The 17,656-nt window shown below is 71.0% G+C and carries 16 protein-coding genes and 1 other RNA gene; 12 read left to right on the forward strand and 5 right to left on the reverse strand.

The annotated features are described in order from the left end of the window. The first annotated feature begins 67 nt into the window (after positions 1-67). Entirely contained in the window at positions 68-1,312 is a 1,245-nt protein-coding gene (locus ACIQ8J_RS26000; protein ID WP_403274794.1) for a serine/threonine-protein kinase, read from the forward strand. Between the two features lie 58 nt (positions 1,313-1,370). After that, complete coding sequence (prfB, locus tag ACIQ8J_RS26005) at positions 1,371-2,477, forward strand: peptide chain release factor 2 (RefSeq protein WP_403274795.1); 1,107 nt, start codon at positions 1,371-1,373, stop codon at positions 2,475-2,477. A gap of 66 nt (positions 2,478-2,543) precedes the next feature. Here the strand turns inward: prfB and ACIQ8J_RS26010 are convergent, their stop codons facing one another. From ACIQ8J_RS26010 to ACIQ8J_RS26020, 3 genes are all read right to left on the reverse strand, one after another. Next, the gene (locus ACIQ8J_RS26010) at positions 2,544-3,149 is read right to left on the reverse strand and encodes a phosphatase PAP2 family protein (RefSeq protein WP_403274796.1); all 606 of its coding nucleotides are present in this window, start codon (positions 3,147-3,149) and stop codon (positions 2,544-2,546) included. Positions 3,150-3,385: 236 nt separating this feature from the next. Then, entirely contained in the window at positions 3,386-4,288 is a 903-nt protein-coding gene (locus tag ACIQ8J_RS26015; protein WP_403274798.1) for a hypothetical protein, read from the reverse strand. Between the two features lie 265 nt (positions 4,289-4,553). Further along, positions 4,554-4,739, reverse strand: coding sequence for a hypothetical protein (locus ACIQ8J_RS26020; RefSeq protein ID WP_403274799.1), 186 nt, complete (start codon positions 4,737-4,739; stop codon positions 4,554-4,556). A gap of 265 nt (positions 4,740-5,004) precedes the next feature. Between ACIQ8J_RS26020 and ftsE the strand changes: the two genes are divergently transcribed. The 5 genes from ftsE (at position 5,005) to ssrA (ending at position 8,935) form a co-directional block, all read left to right on the forward strand. Then, positions 5,005-5,694, forward strand: a complete 690-nt coding sequence (gene ftsE / locus ACIQ8J_RS26025; protein ID WP_053727228.1) for a cell division ATP-binding protein FtsE — start codon at positions 5,005-5,007, stop codon at positions 5,692-5,694. 46 nt (positions 5,695-5,740) lie between these two features. Next, positions 5,741-6,658 (forward strand): permease-like cell division protein FtsX, encoded by a 918-nt coding sequence (ftsX, locus tag ACIQ8J_RS26030; protein WP_399048350.1) that lies wholly within the window; start codon positions 5,741-5,743, stop codon positions 6,656-6,658. An 80-nt stretch (positions 6,659-6,738) separates the two neighbouring features. Beyond that, a complete protein-coding gene (locus ACIQ8J_RS26035; protein ID WP_403274801.1) occupies positions 6,739-7,926 on the forward strand; it encodes a S41 family peptidase in 1,188 nt (395 codons plus the stop codon). 34 nt (positions 7,927-7,960) lie between these two features. After that, positions 7,961-8,488 (forward strand): SsrA-binding protein SmpB, encoded by a 528-nt coding sequence (gene smpB / locus ACIQ8J_RS26040; RefSeq protein ID WP_403274803.1) that lies wholly within the window; start codon positions 7,961-7,963, stop codon positions 8,486-8,488. Positions 8,489-8,565: 77 nt separating this feature from the next. Continuing rightward, positions 8,566-8,935: a transfer-messenger RNA gene (ssrA, locus tag ACIQ8J_RS26045) on the forward strand. A gap of 67 nt (positions 8,936-9,002) precedes the next feature. Here ssrA and ACIQ8J_RS26050 read toward each other — a convergent pair. Together ACIQ8J_RS26050 and ACIQ8J_RS26055 are read right to left on the reverse strand one after the other, a co-directional pair. Next, positions 9,003-9,422, reverse strand: a complete 420-nt coding sequence (locus ACIQ8J_RS26050; protein WP_403274805.1) for a hypothetical protein — start codon at positions 9,420-9,422, stop codon at positions 9,003-9,005. A 57-nt stretch (positions 9,423-9,479) separates the two neighbouring features. Next, positions 9,480-10,703 carry an MFS transporter gene (locus ACIQ8J_RS26055; RefSeq protein WP_403274806.1) on the reverse strand — a complete coding sequence of 408 codons (1,224 nt, stop codon included), beginning with the start codon at positions 10,701-10,703 and terminating at the stop codon, positions 9,480-9,482. Between the two features lie 101 nt (positions 10,704-10,804). On the opposite strand from ACIQ8J_RS26055, the gene ACIQ8J_RS26060 reads away from it, so the two are divergent. The 5 genes from ACIQ8J_RS26060 to ACIQ8J_RS26080 all read left to right on the forward strand — a co-directional run bounded on the left by ACIQ8J_RS26060 (position 10,805) and on the right by ACIQ8J_RS26080 (position 17,635). Continuing rightward, complete coding sequence (locus ACIQ8J_RS26060) at positions 10,805-11,797, forward strand: LysR family transcriptional regulator (protein WP_403274808.1); 993 nt, start codon at positions 10,805-10,807, stop codon at positions 11,795-11,797. 171 nt (positions 11,798-11,968) lie between these two features. Beyond that, positions 11,969-12,634, forward strand: coding sequence for a hypothetical protein (locus tag ACIQ8J_RS26065; protein WP_403274809.1), 666 nt, complete (start codon positions 11,969-11,971; stop codon positions 12,632-12,634). 164 nt (positions 12,635-12,798) lie between these two features. Then, positions 12,799-14,895, forward strand: a complete 2,097-nt coding sequence (locus tag ACIQ8J_RS26070) for a bifunctional polysaccharide deacetylase/glycosyltransferase family 2 protein (RefSeq protein WP_403274901.1) — start codon at positions 12,799-12,801, stop codon at positions 14,893-14,895. Positions 14,896-15,036: 141 nt separating this feature from the next. Continuing rightward, positions 15,037-16,374: an MFS transporter gene (locus tag ACIQ8J_RS26075; protein ID WP_403274903.1), complete on the forward strand. Its 1,338-nt coding sequence runs from the start codon at positions 15,037-15,039 to the stop codon at positions 16,372-16,374. Between the two features lie 106 nt (positions 16,375-16,480). After that, positions 16,481-17,635 (forward strand): uroporphyrinogen-III synthase, encoded by a 1,155-nt coding sequence (locus tag ACIQ8J_RS26080; RefSeq protein WP_403274811.1) that lies wholly within the window; start codon positions 16,481-16,483, stop codon positions 17,633-17,635. Positions 17,636-17,656 lie beyond the last annotated feature (21 nt).

Here is a 17,656-nt window from a genome sequence, read left to right on the forward strand (position 1 = left end):
AGAAGTGAAGGTTGGCGTCCCGGCCGCGTAGCCTCAGCGTGCACAGCCAGCCGCTGAGGGAGCAGTCTTGGCACGGAATATCGGCAGCCGGTACACCGCCCACCAGATCCTGGGCCGCGGCAGCGCCGGCACGGTGTGGCTCGGCGACGGCCCCGAGGGCCCCGTCGCCATCAAGCTGCTGCGCGAGGATCTGGCCGCTGACCAGGAGCTGGTCGGCCGCTTCGTCCAGGAGCGCACCGCCCTGCTCGGCCTCGACCACCCCAACGTGGTGGGCGTGCGCGACCTGGTGGTGGACGGCAACGACCTCGCCCTGGTCATGGACCTGATCCGCGGCACCGACGTCCGCACCCGCCTGGACCGCGAACGCCGGCTCGCCCCCGAGGCGGCCGTCGCCATCGCGGCGGACGTCGCCGACGGCCTCGCCGCGGCCCACGCGGCGGGTGTCGTCCACCGGGACGTCAAGCCGGAGAACATCCTCCTGGACATGCAGGGCCCGCTCGGTCCCGGCGGCGCCCACCCCGCCCTGCTCACCGACTTCGGCGTCGCGAAGCTCATCGACACCCCGCGCCGGACCAAGGCGACGCGGATCATCGGCACCCCGGACTATCTGGCGCCGGAGATCGTCGAGGGCCTCCCGCCGCGCGCGGCGGTCGACATCTACGCCCTCGCGACGGTGCTGTACGAACTGCTCGCGGGCTTCACGCCGTTCGGCGGCGGCCACCCCGGCGCCGTCCTGCGCCGCCACGTGACCGAGACCGTGGTCCCGCTCCCCGGCATCCCGGACGAGCTGTGGCAGCTGATCGTCCAGTGCCTGGCCAAGGCCCCGGCCTCCCGCCTGCGCGCCTCGGAACTCTCGGTCCGGCTGCGCGAACTGCTCCCCCTGGTCGCCGGCATGCCCCCGCTCGACGTGGACGAGCCGGACGCGGACGAGGCCGAGGACGAGGAGGCGTACGAGGATCCGTACCCGACCACCCCCACCACCCCGCGCCGCGGCGCGGTCCCGCTGGTGCCCGGGGCGCCCCACGACTCCGCCAACCGCGACACCCACACCAGCATGCGCGTGCCCGCCCCCGACGAGCTGGCCGGCGGTCCGCTGGGCACCGCTCGCGCCCCCCGCTCCTCGGGCGCCCCGCGTCCCGGCTCGGCCCGCCACCGCGCCGACCAGGTCCGCAAGCGCCGCCTGGTCCTGACGTCGGCGGCGGTCGTCCTCGCGGCGGCCGTCGGCGTGGGCGGCTGGCTCGCCCTGAGTGACGATTCGGGCAAACAGCACCCGCCGCAGGACACCAAGAACTCCGCGCCCGTCGTCCCCTAGGGGGTGCCGACCGGACGGCCCGGGGAACGCCGGAGCGCGCAGCCGTTACGCTGGACCCGTGGCAGTCGTCGATGTATCCGAAGAGCTGAAGTCCCTCTCCTCGACCATGGGGTCGATCGAGGCCGTCCTGGACCTCGACAAGATGCGGGCGGACATCGCCGTGCTTGAGGAGCAGGCGGCCGCCCCGTCCCTGTGGGACGACCCGGAGGCGGCACAGAAGATCACCAGCAAGCTGTCGCACCTCCAGGCGGAGCTGCGCAAGACCGAGGCCCTGCGTGGCCGGATCGACGACCTCGGGGTGCTCTTCGAGCTCGCCGAGGAGATGGACGACCCGGACACCCGCACCGAGGCCGAGGCCGAGCTGGATTCCGTGCGCAAGGCGCTGGACGAGATGGAGGTCCGCACCCTCCTGTCCGGCGAGTACGACGCCCGTGAGGCGCTGGTCAACATCCGTGCCGAGGCCGGCGGCGTCGACGCCTCCGACTTCGCCGAGCGCCTCCAGCGCATGTACCTGCGCTGGGCCGAGCGGCACGGCTACAAGACCGAGGTTTACGAGACCTCGTACGCAGAAGAGGCCGGCATCAAGTCGACCACCTTCGTCGTCAACGCGCCCTACGCCTACGGCACGCTCTCGGTGGAGCAGGGCACGCACCGCCTGGTCCGCATCTCGCCCTTCGACAACCAGGGCCGCCGCCAGACGTCCTTCGCGGGCGTCGAGGTGCTGCCGGTGGTCGAGCAGTCCGACCACGTCGAGATCGACGAGTCCGAGCTGCGCATCGACGTGTACCGCGCGTCGGGTCCGGGCGGCCAGGGCGTCAACACCACGGACTCCGCGGTCCGCATCACCCACATCCCCACCGGCATCGTCGTCTCCTGCCAGAACGAGCGCTCGCAGATCCAGAACAAGGCGAGCGCGATGAACGTCCTCCAGGCCAAGCTCCTTGAGCGCCGCCGCCAGGAGGAGCAGGCGCTGATGGACTCCCTCAAGGGCGACGGCGGCAACTCCTGGGGCAACCAGATGCGTTCGTACGTCCTGCACCCGTACCAGATGGTCAAGGACCTCCGCACCGAGTTCGAGGTCGGCAACCCGCAGGCGGTCCTGGACGGCGAGATCGACGGCTTCCTGGAAGCGGGCATCCGCTGGCGCAAGCAGCAGGAGAAGTAGTCCCCGTACGCGGACGACGACGCCGGGCCCCCTCGTTCGGGGCCCGGCGTCGTCGCGTACCCGGCCTCAGCTCAGCGCGTCGAACACCGGCCCCGCGATGACCGCCCCCGCGACGGCCCCCACCACGGTCTGCGCGGGCGTGTGGTCCCGCAGCACCACCCGGGACCAGCCGACCAGGACGACGAGCGGCCACAGCGCGCACGCCCACGGCCCGTAGGCGAGGATCAGCATGGTGACGGCCCCGGACGAGACCGCCGTATGGAAGGAGATCTTCCAGAAGGCCGTGACGCCGAGGAACACCACCAGGCAGACCAGCATCGCGACGACGAGCGCGAGGACCTCGCGGGGTGCGTCGAAGACCCGCATCAGGGTCAGCCCGGTCGCGACCGAGAGCATGATGCCGGGGATGACGATCAGCCGGTCCTGACGGCGCCGGACATGACGGTCGCCCCAGTACCCGCGGCGCTCGCCCCAGGTGATCCACAGGATGGGTATGACGGCCGAGAACACCCCGGCGCACAGGCCCCAGGCGACCCCGCCGACGCGGCCGGCGTGCCAGCCGATGAGCAGGGTGACGGCGAGGATCCAGTTCTTGGGTTCCAGCGCGTCGGTGACGCGTGCGGCCCAGCCGCCGGCGTCTCGCTGCTCGGTGTCGGCTGCTGTGCTGGTCATGTGTGTCCCCGGTGGTGGTGCGGTGCGCGGTGGGGCCAGAGTATGCGGTGGCGCCGAATTCGCTGGCGCAAGCGGGGACATGGGCGACTCGGCGCTTTGTCGACATCGGAACTCGCCTGCGGGAGGGGCCAGTTCCGGTCTTCTGTCACAGTCGTATTCCCGTACGCCAGGCAAGTTGGGCGATTTCGGGCATCGCGTACGCAACGACCTTGACGCCATCTTTAAAACTGGCAAAGCTAACGCGCGGCATGCGTAATTCTGGGGCGCGTGTGACAGGGGAGGGGCCCTATTGCTCCCCCGGCGTTGCCGCCCCGGGCGCTGCTCCATGACGAGACAGCTACTGGGGGTAGCAAGCAGATGACCAAGAACACGCGGGTCCGCGTCGCTCGGATAGCAGCCGGTGCGGTGATTGCCGCCGGCGCGTCCCTGACCGCCGCGGGGGCGGCCCAGGCCGTCGGTGGCGAGTCCGTGAGCGGTGGGACCAGCACCAAGGCGGCCGTCGGCTCGCCCTGCGACAACCCCACCTCCCCGATCTGCACCACCACGGGCGGTTCGGGCTCGACCGGTTCCACGTCCTCCGGCACCACGGGTGACACCACCTCTGGTTCGACGGGCTCGACCGGTTCCACGTCCACCGGCTCGACCGGTGACACCACGTCCGGTTCGACGGGTTCCACGAGCTCGACCGGGTCCACGACCTCCGGTTCGACGGGCTCCACCGGCTCGACCGGTTCCACCACGTCCGGTTCGACCGGTTCCACGAGCTCGACGGGTTCGACGACCTCCGGTTCGACGGGTTCGACCGGCTCGACCGGTTCCACCACGTCCGGTTCGACCGGTTCGACCAGCTCGACGGGTTCGACGACCTCTGGTTCGACGGGTTCCACGAGCTCGACCGGGTCCACGACCTCGGGTTCGACCGGCTCGACCAGCTCGTCCGGTTCCACCACCTCGGGCTCCACGGGCTCGACCGGCAGCACCGGGTCCACGGGCAGCACGGGCTCGACCGGTTCCACCGGTTCCACGGGCTCGACCGGCAGCACCGGCTCCACCGGTTCGACGGGCGGCACCGGCTCGACCGGCAGCACGGGCTCGACGGGCACCACCGGGTCCACCGGCACCACTGGCAACACCGGCACCAACCCCGACACCCTCGGGTCGCAGCCGGTCGAGCAGGGCAAGCCCAAGGAGCAGCTGGCCGCCACCGGTGCGGGCGGGACCACCTTCCTGCTCATCGGCGCCGCGACCATGATCGCGGGTGGCGTCGGCTTCCGCCTCATGCCGCGTCTCGTCAGCGGCCGTAACGTCGCGTAAGCAGTAAGCGGCAGACAGTACGCAAGAGGGCCCCGGGCGCTGGATGGCACCCGGGGCCCTCTTGCGTGTACGGACCGCAGTCCAGGTGGCCTAGTGGGCCAGCAGGGCCAGCGCTCCCAGCAGCACGATCAGCAGGGTCAGCAGCGCCGCCGGGCTCAGGGACGCCCACGGATTGCTCTCCTGCTGCAGACGCTCCCGGTTCGCCCGGCACACGCGGCAGCGGCCCTCGCTCACAGGCGCCGCGCAGTTGGCGCACACCAGTCGGTCATAGGTCATGCGCTCTCCTCCTCCCGCGCGGCGGAGCCGGCGCATACAGCCATCAACCCGCTATCTCTCCGCTCAACGCTCAGGGAAACGCAACCGTTCCCCCTACCACTGTGCCAGCTCCCGCGCGTTTCGGCGCGCGCCGCCTGATTCATCCCGGTCCTGCACCCGCAACCCAAGGGACATAAGGGGCATCCTTGGACGTGGCCTGCGCGGCCTCGTCCGGTTCGCGTAAGGTCACGCACACCTATACTCCCGGCCGACCCGTGGTGCACCCGTGATCCGATTCGACAATGTCTCCAAGACCTATCCCAAGCAGAACCGACCAGCCCTGCGGGAAGTCTCCCTCGACATCGAGAAGGGGGAGTTCGTCTTCCTTGTCGGCTCGTCCGGTTCCGGGAAGTCGACCTTTCTGAGGCTCGTCCTGCGTGAGGAGCGCGCCAGCCACGGGCAGGTGCATGTGCTCGGCAAGGACCTGGCCCGGCTCTCCAACTGGAAGGTGCCGCACATGCGGCGCCAACTCGGCACGGTCTTCCAGGACTTCCGGCTGCTCCCCAACAAGACCGTCGCGGAGAACGTCGCGTTCGCCCAGGAGGTCATCGGCAAGCCGCGCGGCGAGATCCGCAAGGCCGTTCCGCAGGTGCTCGACCTCGTCGGGCTCGGCGGCAAGGAGGACCGCAGGCCCGGTGAGCTGTCGGGTGGTGAGCAGCAGCGCGTGGCGATCGCGCGCGCCTTCGTCAACCGGCCCATGCTGCTCATCGCGGACGAGCCGACCGGCAACCTCGACCCGCAGACCTCCGTCGGCATCATGAAGCTGCTCGACCGGATCAACCGGACCGGTACCACCGTCATCATGGCGACCCACGACCAGAACATCGTCGACCAGATGCGCAAGCGCGTCATCGAGCTGGAGTCCGGCCGCCTCGTACGCGACCAGGCGCGCGGCGTCTACGGCTACCAGCACTGAGCGCCGTAGAGCACTCGTCGAGCACTGAAAGGCTGAAATCGTCGCCATGCGCGCTCAGTTCGTTCTCTCGGAGATCGGGGTCGGTCTCCGCCGCAACCTGACCATGACGATCGCCGTCGTCGTCTCGGTCGCCCTGTCCCTCGCCCTGTTCGGCGGGACGCTGCTGATGCGGGACCAGGTCAACAGCATGAAGGACTACTGGTACGACAAGGTCAACGTCTCCCTCTTCCTCTGCAACAAGGCGGACGCCGAGAGCGTCACCCGGTGCGCCAAGGGCGCCGTGACGGCCCAGCAGAAGAAGGACATCGAGGCCGACCTCAAGAAGCTCGACATCGTCCAGAGCGTGGTGTACGAGTCGCAGGACGAGGCGTACAAGCACTACAAGGACCAGTACGGCAGCACCCCGATGGCCAGTTCCATCACCCCCGACCAGATGCCGGAGTCGTTCCGGGTCAAGCTGAAGGACCCGCAGAAGTACAAGGTGGTCGCGACCGCCTTCGCGGGCCGGGACGGCATCGAGTCGGTGCAGGACCAGCGCGGCACCCTGGACACCCTCTTCAAGATCCTCAACGGCATGAACGCGGCGGCCCTCGCGGTCATGACGATCATGCTGATCGTCGCCGTGATGCTGATCGTGAACACGGTCCGGGTCTCCGCGTTCAGCCGTCGCCGCGAGACCGGCATCATGCGCCTGGTGGGTGCGTCCAGCTTCTACATCCAGGCGCCGTTCATCATGGAGGCCGCGTTCGCCGGACTGCTCGGCGGCATCGGGGCGGCCGGACTCCTCGTCATGGCGCGCTACTTCATAATCGATCACGGCATGTCGCTGGCGCAGAACCTGAGTCTGATCAAGTTCATCGGCTGGAACGCCGTGCTGGCGAAGCTCCCGCTGGTGCTCGCCTCCAGCGTCCTGATGCCCGCCGTGGCGGCCTTCCTGGCGCTCCGCAAGTACCTCAAGGTCTGACCCCGCGTGTGACACACGCCCCGGGCGCCGTAGGAGCAACACCCCCTACGGCGCCCGACGTTTGTCCTAGACTCGGCGCCATGTCGGGTCCGGACTTCTGTCCCAAGTCCCGCGGCGTGCGCCGCGGGACGGCTCTGGCCTTGGTCTTCGCGGGCGTCCTCGCGACGGCGGCCGCGGCCGACTGCCTGCCGCGCGCCGGGCGGACCCCCGCCGTGTTACCGGCCGCCGCGGCCGGTAACCCGCGCGCGGGGCACCCGGCACGCGACGTGGACCGCACCGCCGATGACGTGTCCGGGGCGGCCGCCCGCGCCGAGGCCGACGGCAAGTCCCCCGCCCGCGCCGCCGAGGAGGCCGTCGGCCGCAGCGGCGACCGCTGGGGCGCGGTGTACGACAAGGCGCAGTACGAGCAGTACGCGGCCGCCCTCGACGGCAGGTACACCGGCGTCGGGCTCTGGGTCGGGCGCCTGGGCGACGGGCGGATCGCGGTGACCGGGGTCCAGCCCGGCGGGCCCGCCGCCCGCGCCGGCATCGAAGCCGGCGACGTCCTGCGCTCCGTCGACGGATGGGCGGCCGCCGGGCAGCCCGTCACGGACGTGGTCGCCCGGCTGCGCGGTGACGCGGCCGGCAGCAAGGTCGTCGTCGCCCTGCAGCGCGGCACCCGCGGCTGGAGCCGCACACTGGACCGGGCGGTCCTGGACACCGAGGCCGTGGACGTCCAGAACCTCTCCGCCACGGCCGTGATGATCAAGGTGGCGGCCTTCACCAAGGGCTCCGGCGAGCGGGTACGGTCCGCGGTGCGCCGGGCCCCCAAGGACGCCGGGATCCTGCTCGACCTGCGCGGCAACAGCGGCGGCCTGGTCACCGAGGCCGTCACCGCCGCCTCCGCCTTCCTCGACGGCGGTCTCGTCGCCACGTACGACGTGCACGGCAAGCAGCGGGCGCTGTACGCGGACGACGACGAGTGCACGGCGAGACCCCTGGTCGTGCTGATCGACGGCGGCACCATGAGCGCGGCCGAACTGCTCACCGGCGCGCTGCAGGACCGCGGCAGAGCGGTCACCGTCGGTTCGCGCACCTTCGGCAAGGGGTCGGTCCAGATGCCCACCGGCCTTCCGGGCGGGTCGGTCGCCGAGCTGACCGTCGGCCACTACCGCACCCCCGCGGGCCACGGGCTCGACGGCAAGGGCATCACCCCCGACCTGCCGGTCACCGACCAGCCCCTCCAGCACGCCGAGACCGTGCTGAGCGGCCTGGGCGGTACGTCGTAAACCTGTTGCGCCATAGTGCGAAAATGGCCGCACTATGGTTAAGAACACGGGCAAGGACAAAGAGAAGGACAGCAAGCGCAAGCTGGTCGCGCAGAACAAGAAGGCACGGCACGACTACCTCATCATCGACACCTACGAGTGCGGTCTGGTGCTGACCGGCACCGAGGTGAAGTCGCTGCGCCAGGGCCGGGCCTCGCTGGTCGACGGGTTCGTGCAGATCGACGGCGGCGAGGCCTGGCTGCACAACGTGCACGTGCCGGAGTACGCCCAGGGCACCTGGACCAACCACAGCGCGCGGCGCAAGCGGAAGCTGCTGCTGCACCGGGCCGAGATCGACAAGCTGGAGTCGAAGTCGGGGGAGTCGGGTCACACGATCGTGCCCCTCGCGCTGTACTTCAAGGACGGCCGGGCCAAGATCGAGATCGCCCTGGCGAAGGGCAAGAAGGAGTACGACAAGCGGCAGACGCTGCGCGAGAAGCAGGACCGGCGCGAGACGGACCGGGCCATCTCGGCCGTCAAGCGGAAGGAGCGGGCGAGCCTGCGTCAGCACCGCGCGGAATAGGCTGGCACCCTCGGGCATCGGTCACGTACGATGGACCGTGCACCTCACAGAAGGTGTACGTTTTGAAAACACAACATGGGGATGATCGGTTTCGACAGCGGATGTCGAAGCAGGGGAAGCGTGTCGAGGAAGCGGCAATGATCTCGTAAACCATATGTCGCAAACAATAATCGCCAACACCAAGCGCGATTCCTTCGCCCTCGCTGCCTAAGTAGCGACTTGCGAAGTGTCAGCCCGGGGCTGTTCCCGACCCGGATCCTGGCATCAGCTAGGGAACTAAACTTCTAGACCCGGTCACGGGGCCCAGAAGGAAATCCAACAGTGACTGGGCCCGTCGGCGACTTGTTCGCGTGATTGCCGGGGCCGAGAAAATCGCAGCGAACTGCACACGGAGAAGCCCTGTTTTTGCACCGTTGGACGCGGGTTCGATTCCCGCCATCTCCACAATTCCCATGTGAGGCAGAGGCCCGGTCGCTTTCGAGCGACCGGGCCTCTGTCGTGCTCGGGGTCGTACTCAGGCGACCGGCCGGCCGGTCAGCATGCCGAGGAGCTGGTCCATCTCGTTGCGCCAGAGGCGGTGCACGTTCATGCGGGTCGGCTTCGGGCGGCCGGGCAGCTGGCAGCGGAACGAGCTCCACAGGGTGTTCCGCTTGACGTCGCCGATCATCCGCATCGCCTCGGCCGGCGGGATCGCGAAGACGATCTCCTGCGGGCGGTTGCTCATCCGGCTGGCCCGGTGGAGCAGCACGGCCTGCTGGGTCACGGTGATGAAGTAGTACGTCAGGAAGGCCTGGCCTATGACGCCGAACATGCTCATCAACCAGACGCTGGGGCCCGCTATCGCCTGGATCGTGACGATCGGGCGGTCCTGCGGATTGGCTTGCATGATCGCCTCGGCGACCTGCTGCTGGATGGTCGACTTCTTCATGGCCATGGGGACGGGCCTTTCCTGATACGCCGCGCACTCAAGCGGAGGGGGACGCCCCGCTTCTCATCGGGGCGGTGCAGCGTACCGCCCGTGTCCCCAGACACACACCACCAGGGCGAGCACCGCCGCGCAGACCGGGACGGAGTAGCCCAGCGCGGCGCCCGCTCGCTCGATCACCTGGCCGCCGGTCGCGGAACCGGCCGCGATGCCGCCCAGGATCGCGGTGACGGCCAGGGTCATGCCCTCGTTCAACTGCCCCTCGGGGGTGCGGCGCTGGACCAGTGTCATGCCGGTGACCATCGTGGGCGCGGTGGCGGCGCCCGCGCACAGCAGGGCGGCCGCGAGCACCGCGAGCGAGCCGGTGGTCCGCGCCGCGAGCAGCGGCAGGCACATCAGCGCCGCCATGGCCGCGACGCAGGCCACGAGCCGCCGGGGCAGGCTGCGTGCCGGGCGCACCGACCCGAACAGGAGCCCGGCGGCGCACGATCCGGCCGCCTGGAGGGCGAGCACCGGGCCCGCCGCCGAGGCGTGGCCGAGCCCGGCGGCGTACGCGAGCGTCACCACCTCCAGGGAGCCGAACACCGCGCCGGTGGCGAAGAAGACCGCGAGCAGCGGGGCGAACCCCCTTGTGCGGACAGGGGACTTGGCGGATGCCGTACGGGGAGCGGTGGGCGGTTCGGTCGTGCGCTGGGCGGTGAAGAGCAGCATGCCGGTCATCAGCAGGACCGCCCCGACCAGGGTTCCGGCCTCGGGGAAGAGGGCCGAGCAGAGGAACGCGGCGGCGACCGGGCCCAGCATGAAGCAGAGTTCGTCGGCGGCCTGCTCGAAGGAGTTGGCGGTGTGCAGGCCCGCCGGGTCCTCGCGCTGCAGATGGGCCCAGCGGGCGCGGGACATGCCGCCGGTGTTGGGGGTGGTGGCGGTCGCGGCGTACGCGGCGAACAGCGTCCAGTCGGGGGCGCCGAAGTGCACGCACAGCAGCAGCGCGAGCGAGCCGAGCACCGCAACCGTCGTGGCCGGTACGGCGATCCGGGCCTGGCCGTGCCGGTCCACGAGCCGGGCCGTCCACGGGGCGACCAGGGCGGTCGCGGCGAGTCCGGTGGCGGTGACCGCACCGGCCAGCGCGTACGAGCCGCGCGAACCCGCGATCATGATCACGGCGCTGACGCTGAACATGCCCATGGGGAGCCGGGCGATGAGGTTGCCGAGGGTGAAGGCGCGGGCGCCCGGGATGCGGAAGAGGCGTATGTACGGGTTCGGGCGGCGGGTGAGCGGGGTCGTTTGCGGCATGTCCCGATCCTTCGGGACCCGGGCGAAGGGGTCCAACACCTGATCAGCGCCCATTCACCCACTCTTGTTGTCAACGCCCGTGATGTTGTTGACTGCCGCGCGTGCCCCACGACATCGACCCCCGGCTGCTGCGCGCCTTCGCCGCGACCGCCGAGGAACTGCACTTCACCCGGGCCGCCGCCCGGCTGTTCGTCGCCCAGCAGGCGCTGAGCCGCGACATCCGGCGCCTGGAGCGGGAGTTGGGCGCCGAACTCTTCGTCCGCACCACCCGTGCCGTGTCCCTGACGGCGGACGGGGCGCGGCTGCTGCCGTACGCCCGCCGGGTGCTCTCCGCCCACGACGAACTCCGCGCCGCCTGGGCGGGCGCCGGGCCCGCGCGGCCGCTGCTCGTGGACGTCTCGGCGCCCGTCGGCACCGGTGCGCGGGTGCTCGCCGAGGCCCGCGAACAGGCCCCGGGCGTCGAGTTCGTGGCCCGGTTCATCAGCGGGCTCACGGGAGCCGCCGCCGAGATCCTGGCCGGCCGGCTCGACGTCTCCTTCGGCCGGGTGGCCGGGCTCGACCCGGCGCTGCTCGCCGGGCTCGGCCACCAGCCGGTGCGGTACGAGCGGATGGCGGTGCTGCTGCCCGAGGAGCACCGGCTCGCGGGTCTTGCCGAGGTGCCGCTGGACGCGCTGGCCGGCGAGACGCTGTACGTGGCGGCGGGCAATCCGGCCACCGCCGAGTGGACCGACCTCGCCGAGCGGCTGTTCGCGGGGCGCGGCATCCGGGCGGCCGCGCCGTTCCCGGAGATCGCGGGGGAGGAGGAGTTCGTCCGGGTGGTGCGCAAGCGGGGCTGGTCGGTGCTGGCCAGCACCGAGTTCATGGCGGTCCCGGGCATGGTCGTACGTCCGCTGACCGGGCCCGTACCGCTGGCGCCGGTCTCCCTGGTGTGGCGCCGGGGGCTGACCCATCCCGGAGTGACGGCGCTGCGGCGGGTCGCGGCCGGGGCCGCGGCGGAGCACGGCTGGCTGGAGCGACCGGCCGGAAGCTGGCTGCCGGAGGCCGACATGTCCCTGATGGTGGGCAATGCCCCGCATGTGGGGCGCTGGAGGTGAACTTCACGTGATACGTGGCCACATGTCTCAGGCTCGTGCGCTACATTCATCGCCCGGGTGCGGCGGGATGGTGGGGGCGCCCGGAACGGGTGAGGTTTCCCTGTTCCGGAGGCGGTGCCCCGAGAGTCGTGCGCGCTACCCGCGAAACACATTCAGGGAGTGCGTACGGAAATGGACAGTCGAATAACGGGTGGGCCGGGCGGACGGCTCAGTGACGCCCGGCCGGCGGACGAGCGCGCACCGCGCGACGCGACGATGCAACTCGGCGCCTTCGCGGTGGAGTTGACCAAGCCGGTGCCGGTCCAGCGGACCGCGGCCCCGGAGACCATCCGAACGGATACGGTCCCGAACATCCTGGCCGCCCAGCCCGGCGCGCCCGCCGCGCCGCTGCCGGTCGTCCCGGCCCAGCAGGGCGGCGACGGGCCGGTGTTCGTCGATGCCAGCGGGCGGCGCGGCAAGAAGGTCCGGTGGCTCGGCTGGATCTTCGGGCTCGCCTGCACCGGTTTCGCCGTCGCCCTCGTCGGCTCCCTGCTCGGCGACGGAGCTCGCGCCCCCGGCCTGACGCTGCCCGACGGCAGCAAGCCCGGCGCTGTGACGCCGTCGCCCAAGGCCCCCACCTCGAAGGCCCCGGAGCCGAAGGAGCCTCCGAAGGAGAGCGCCCCGCCGCACAGCGCGTCGAAGCCGCCCGCGCACAAGGCGTCCAAGCCGGCGCACTCGCCGAGCGGCAGCCCCAGCACACGGCACAGCCCGACGGGGAAGACCTCCCCGAGCGCCGGTTCCTCCCACAAGCCGTCCGCGCTGAAGGCATCCCCCTCAGCAGGCACGACCCGCATCTGACCACCGCTGTCCGAGCCTCCCCCCCCAGATCACGGCCCGGACACCGGCCCTGAGCACCAACCCCGTACGGCATTTCACGGCGTACCGGCCCCGAAGGCGTAACGACACCTCCCATGCGAACCACCCAGGCCAAGAAGCGGGCCCCGCGGCGCAAGCGGCTGCCCATGCGGTATCTGCTGCCGCTGCTGCTCCTCGGCGCACTCGTCGCCATGCTCATGCTGCGCGGCTATGTGCACAGTGAGATCTCCGCCGACCACCGCGTCCGCGACCCCGCACCCACCGACAAGGTGCCCGACAAGATCATCGACGGCGGGCCGGTCATCGACGCGCGCACCCCCGGAAAGCCGGTCAGCCTGCAGATACCGAAGCACAAGCTGGTCCTGACCTTCGACGACGGCCCGGACCCCACCTGGACGCCGAAGGTCCTGGACGAGCTGAAGAAGTACCACGCACACGCCGTCTTCTTCGTGACCGGAACCAACGCCTCGCGCTACCCGGACCTCATCAAGCGCATGGTCGCCGAGGGCCACGAGGTCGGTCTGCACACCTTCAACCACCCCGATCTGTCCTACCAGTCGAAGTCGCGGATCGACCGGGAGCTCGCGGAGAACCAGCTCGCGCTCGCGGGCGCCGCCGGTGTCCACAGCTCGCTGTTCCGGCCGCCGTACTCCTCCTTCGCCGACGCCATCGACAACGACACCTGGCCGGTCGTGCAGTACGTCGGCAGCCGCGGCTACATCGTGGCGCTCGACTCCACCGACAGCGAGGACTGGCAGCGGCCCGGGGTGAAGAAGATCATCCACAACGCCACCCCGGAGGACAACAAGGGCGCCATCGTCCTGATGCACGACTTCGGCGGCGACCGCTCGCAGACCGTGGCCGCGCTCGACAAGTTCCTGCCGGACATGCAGGAGTCGGGCTACACCTTCGTCAACCTCACCGACGCGCTGGGCGCCCCGAGCGCGCTGACCCCGGTCAGCGGCATGGACCTGTGGAAGGGCAGGGCGTTCGTCGGCGCCGTCCAGGTCGCCGAGCACACCACCGACGTCCTGGTCGTCGGCCTCGCCATCGTCGGCGTGCTGGTCTTCGCCCGCTTCGGCCTGATGCTGGTGCTCTCCTTCGTGCACGCCCGCAAGGTCCGCAAGCGCGACTTCCAGTGGGGCCCTCCGGTCACCGAACCGGTCTCGGTGCTGGTGCCCGCGTACAACGAACGCGAATGCATCGCCAATACCGTTCGTTCGCTCATGGCCAGCGATCATCCGATCGAAGTGATCGTCATCGACGACGGTTCGACCGACGGCACCGCCGACATCGTGGAGGCGCTCGGCCTGCCCAATGTGCGGGTGGTGCGGCAGGAGAACGCGGGCAAGCCCGCCGCCCTCAACAACGGGATCGCGCACGCCCGTTACGAGATCGTCGTGATGATGGACGGCGACACCGTCTTCGAGCCGACCACCGTGCGCGAACTCGTGCAGCCCTTCGGCAACCTGCGTGTCGGCGCCGTCGCCGGCAACGCCAAGGTCGGCAACCGGAATTCGCTCATCGGCGCCTGGCAGCACATCGAGTACGTGATGGGCTTCAACCTCGACCGCCGCATGTACGACCTGATGGGCATCATGCCCACCATCCCCGGCGCGATCGGCGCGTTCCGCCGCCAGGCCCTGGAGCGGGTCGGCGGCATGAGCGAGGACACCCTCGCCGAGGACACCGACATCACCATGGCGATCCACCGCGACGGCTGGCGCGTGGTCTACGCCGAGAACGCCCGCGCCTGGACCGAGGCCCCCGAGTCCGTCCAGCAGCTCTGGTCGCAGCGCTACCGCTGGTCGTACGGCACCATGCAGGCGATCTGGAAGCACCGCGGCGCCATCAAGGACCGGGGCCCCTCGGGCCGCTTCGGCCGCTTCGGCCTGCCGCTGGTGGCGCTGTTCATGGTGGTCGCCCCGATGCTCGCCCCGCTCATCGACATCTTCCTGCTGTACGGGATCGTCTTCGGCAAGACCCAGCAGACGATCCTGGCCTGGCTCGGCGTGCTCATGATCCAGGCGGTCTGTGCCGCCTACGCCTTCCGGCTCGACAAGGAACGCCTGACCCATCTGCTGTCGCTGCCGCTCCAGCAGGTCCTGTACCGGCAGTTGATGTACGTCGTGCTGCTCCAGTCCTGGATCACCGCGGTGACCGGCGGCCGGCTGCGCTGGCAGAAGCTGCGCCGCACCGGCGTGGTCGAGGCCCCCGGCGGCCCGACGACCCGCGGCGCCTAGGTGCCGGGCGGCGGCGGTCTCACCGCCGCCGCCCGGCACCCGTGAAGACAAGGTTGCACCCCGGTCACCGGGCGGCACGTGGCCGAAACCCCCCGTCCCTACGGTCGCTCCCACGAGACGCAAACCGACCGTGGAGGCATGATGGCTGGCCGTTGGATCGAGCGGTGGGAGCCGGAGGACGACACCTTCTGGCGGGAGACCGGCGAGCGGGTGGCCCGCCGCAACCTGTATCTGTCCGTGTTCTCCGAACACATCGGGTTCTCCATCTGGAGCCTGTGGTCGGTCATGGTGCTCTTCATGGGACCCGGGTACGGGGTGGACCCGGCGGGCAAGTTCTTCCTGATCTCGGTGGCGACCCTCGTCGGCGCCCTCGCCCGCATCCCGTACACCTTCGCCGTGGCCCGCTTCGGCGGCCGCAACTGGACCGTCATCAGCGCCCTGCTGCTGCTCGTGCCGGCCGTCGCCGCCTACCTCGCCATGCGGCCCGGCACCTCGTACACCACCTTCCTCCTGGTCGCCGCGCTCGCCGGGATCGGCGGCGGCAACTTCGCCTCCTCGATGACCAACATCAACGCCTTCTTCCCGCTCCGCAAGAAGGGCTGGGCGCTGGGGCTGAACGCGGGCGGCGGCAACATCGGCGTACCGGTGGTGCAGCTCGTCGGGCTGCTGGTCATCTCCACCGCGGGCGCCACCCACCCGCGCATCGTGCTCGCCGTCTACCTGCCGCTGATCGTGCTGGCCGCCCTCGCCGCCGCCCTGCGGATGGACAACCTGGCGCCGGTACGCAACGACACCGGCACCGCCAAGGAGGCGCTGCGGGACGCGCACACCTGGATCATGGCGCTGCTCTACGTCGGGACCTTCGGCTCCTTCATCGGCTACAGCTTCGCCTTCGGCCTGGTCCTGCAGACCCAGTTCGGGCGCACCCCGCTGCAGGCCGCCTCGCTCACCTTCGTCGGCCCGCTGCTCGGCTCCGTGATCCGGCCCCTCGGCGGCCGGCTCGCCGACCGGTACGGGGGCGCCCGCATCACGCTGTGGAACTTCGCCGCGATGGCCGCCGCCACCGGAGTGGTCCTGTACGCCTCCGTCCAGAAGTCGCTGCCCGTCTTCCTGACCGGGTTCATCGCCCTGTTCGTGCTCAGCGGGCTCGGCAACGGCTCCACGTACAAGATGATCCCCGGCATCTTCCAGGCCAAGGCGCTCGCGCGGGGGCTGGTGGGGGAGGCCGCCGCGGCCCACGGGCGGCGGCTCTCGGGGGCGGCCATGGGGCTCATCGGGGCGCTCGGCGCGCTCGGCGGGCTCGCCATCAACCTCGCCTTCCGGCAGTCCTTCCAGACCGCGGGCACCGGTACCACCGCCTTCGCGGCCTTCCTGGCCTGCTACGCGGTGTGCTCCACGGTCACCTGGGCGGTATACGTGCGCCGACCCGCCCGAACCGGTGCTTCCGCCGTGCCCGCGCCCGCCTACGCCGAGGTGTGATCCTGATCGCCGGGGTGTGACGTAACAGCAGGGAAACCGAGGTGAACCGCGTGCGTCACGCCCCCTTGGCAGGCTCGGTCGCCACCGCACCACCCCCTGGAGAGTCATGTCCGCAGGACCAGAAGTGGCCGGGCCGCACGGGCCGCTCGCCGGGTTCACCGTCGGCGTCACCGCCGCCCGCCGTGCCGAGGAGCTCGCCGCGCTGCTCACCCGCCGCGGGGCCGCCGTGCTGCACGCGCCCGCCCTGCGCATCGTGCCGCTCGCCGACGACAGTGAACTCCTGGGCGCCACCCGGGAGTTGATCGCCAGGGTGCCCGACACGGTGGTCGCCACCACCGCCATCGGGTTCCGCGGCTGGATCGAGGCGGCCGACGGGTGGGGGATCGGCGACGAACTGCTCAGGACGCTCAAGGGCGTCGAACTGCTCGCCCGCGGGCCCAAGGTCAAGGGGGCGGTCCGGGCCGCGGGGCTGACCGAGCAGTGGTCGCCGTCCTCGGAGTCGATGGCCGAGGTGCTCGACCGGCTGCTCGCCGAGGGCGTCGAGGGCCGGCGGATCGCGATCCAGCTGCACGGCGAACCCCTGCCGGGCTTCGTGGAGTCGCTGCGCGCGGGCGGCGCCGAGGTGGTGGGGGTGCCGGTGTACCGGTGGATGCCGCCGGAGGACATCGCGCCCCTCGACCGGCTCCTGGACGCGGCCGTCTCGCGCGGCCTGGAAGCGCTCACCTTCACCAGCGCCCCGGCCGCGGCCTCCCTGCTGTCCCGGGCCGAGGAGCGCGGCATGCTCGCCGAGCTGCTGTACGCGCTCCACCACGAGGTGCTGGCCGTCTGCGTCGGCCCGGTCACCGCGCTGCCGTTGCAGGCCCGCGGGGTGCCCACGCTCGCCCCCGAACGCTTCCGCCTCGGCCCGCTGGTCCAGCTGCTGTGCACCGAACTCCCGGCCCGTGCAAGGGTGTTGCCGCTGGCCGGCCACCGCGTCGAGATCCGCGGCCACGCCGCCCTGGTGGACGGCGCCCTGCGCCCCGTACCGCCGGCCGGAATGGCCCTGCTGCGGGCGCTGTCGCGGCGCCCCGGCTGGGTGGTGGCCCGCGCCGAACTGCTCCGCGCGCTACCCGGCTCGGGCACGGACGAACACGCCGTGGAGACCGCGATGGCCAGACTCCGTACGGCACTTGGCGCCCCCCGGATCGTCCAGACCGTGGTCAAACGCGGCTACCGCCTGGCCCTCGACCCGGCGGCCGACGCCAAGTACGCGGACGGCTGAGCGGGCCCCGGGCACGCCCGG

Source organism: Streptomyces sp. NPDC094147, assembly GCF_044764265.1.
GTDB lineage: Bacteria > Actinomycetota > Actinomycetes > Streptomycetales > Streptomycetaceae > Streptomyces.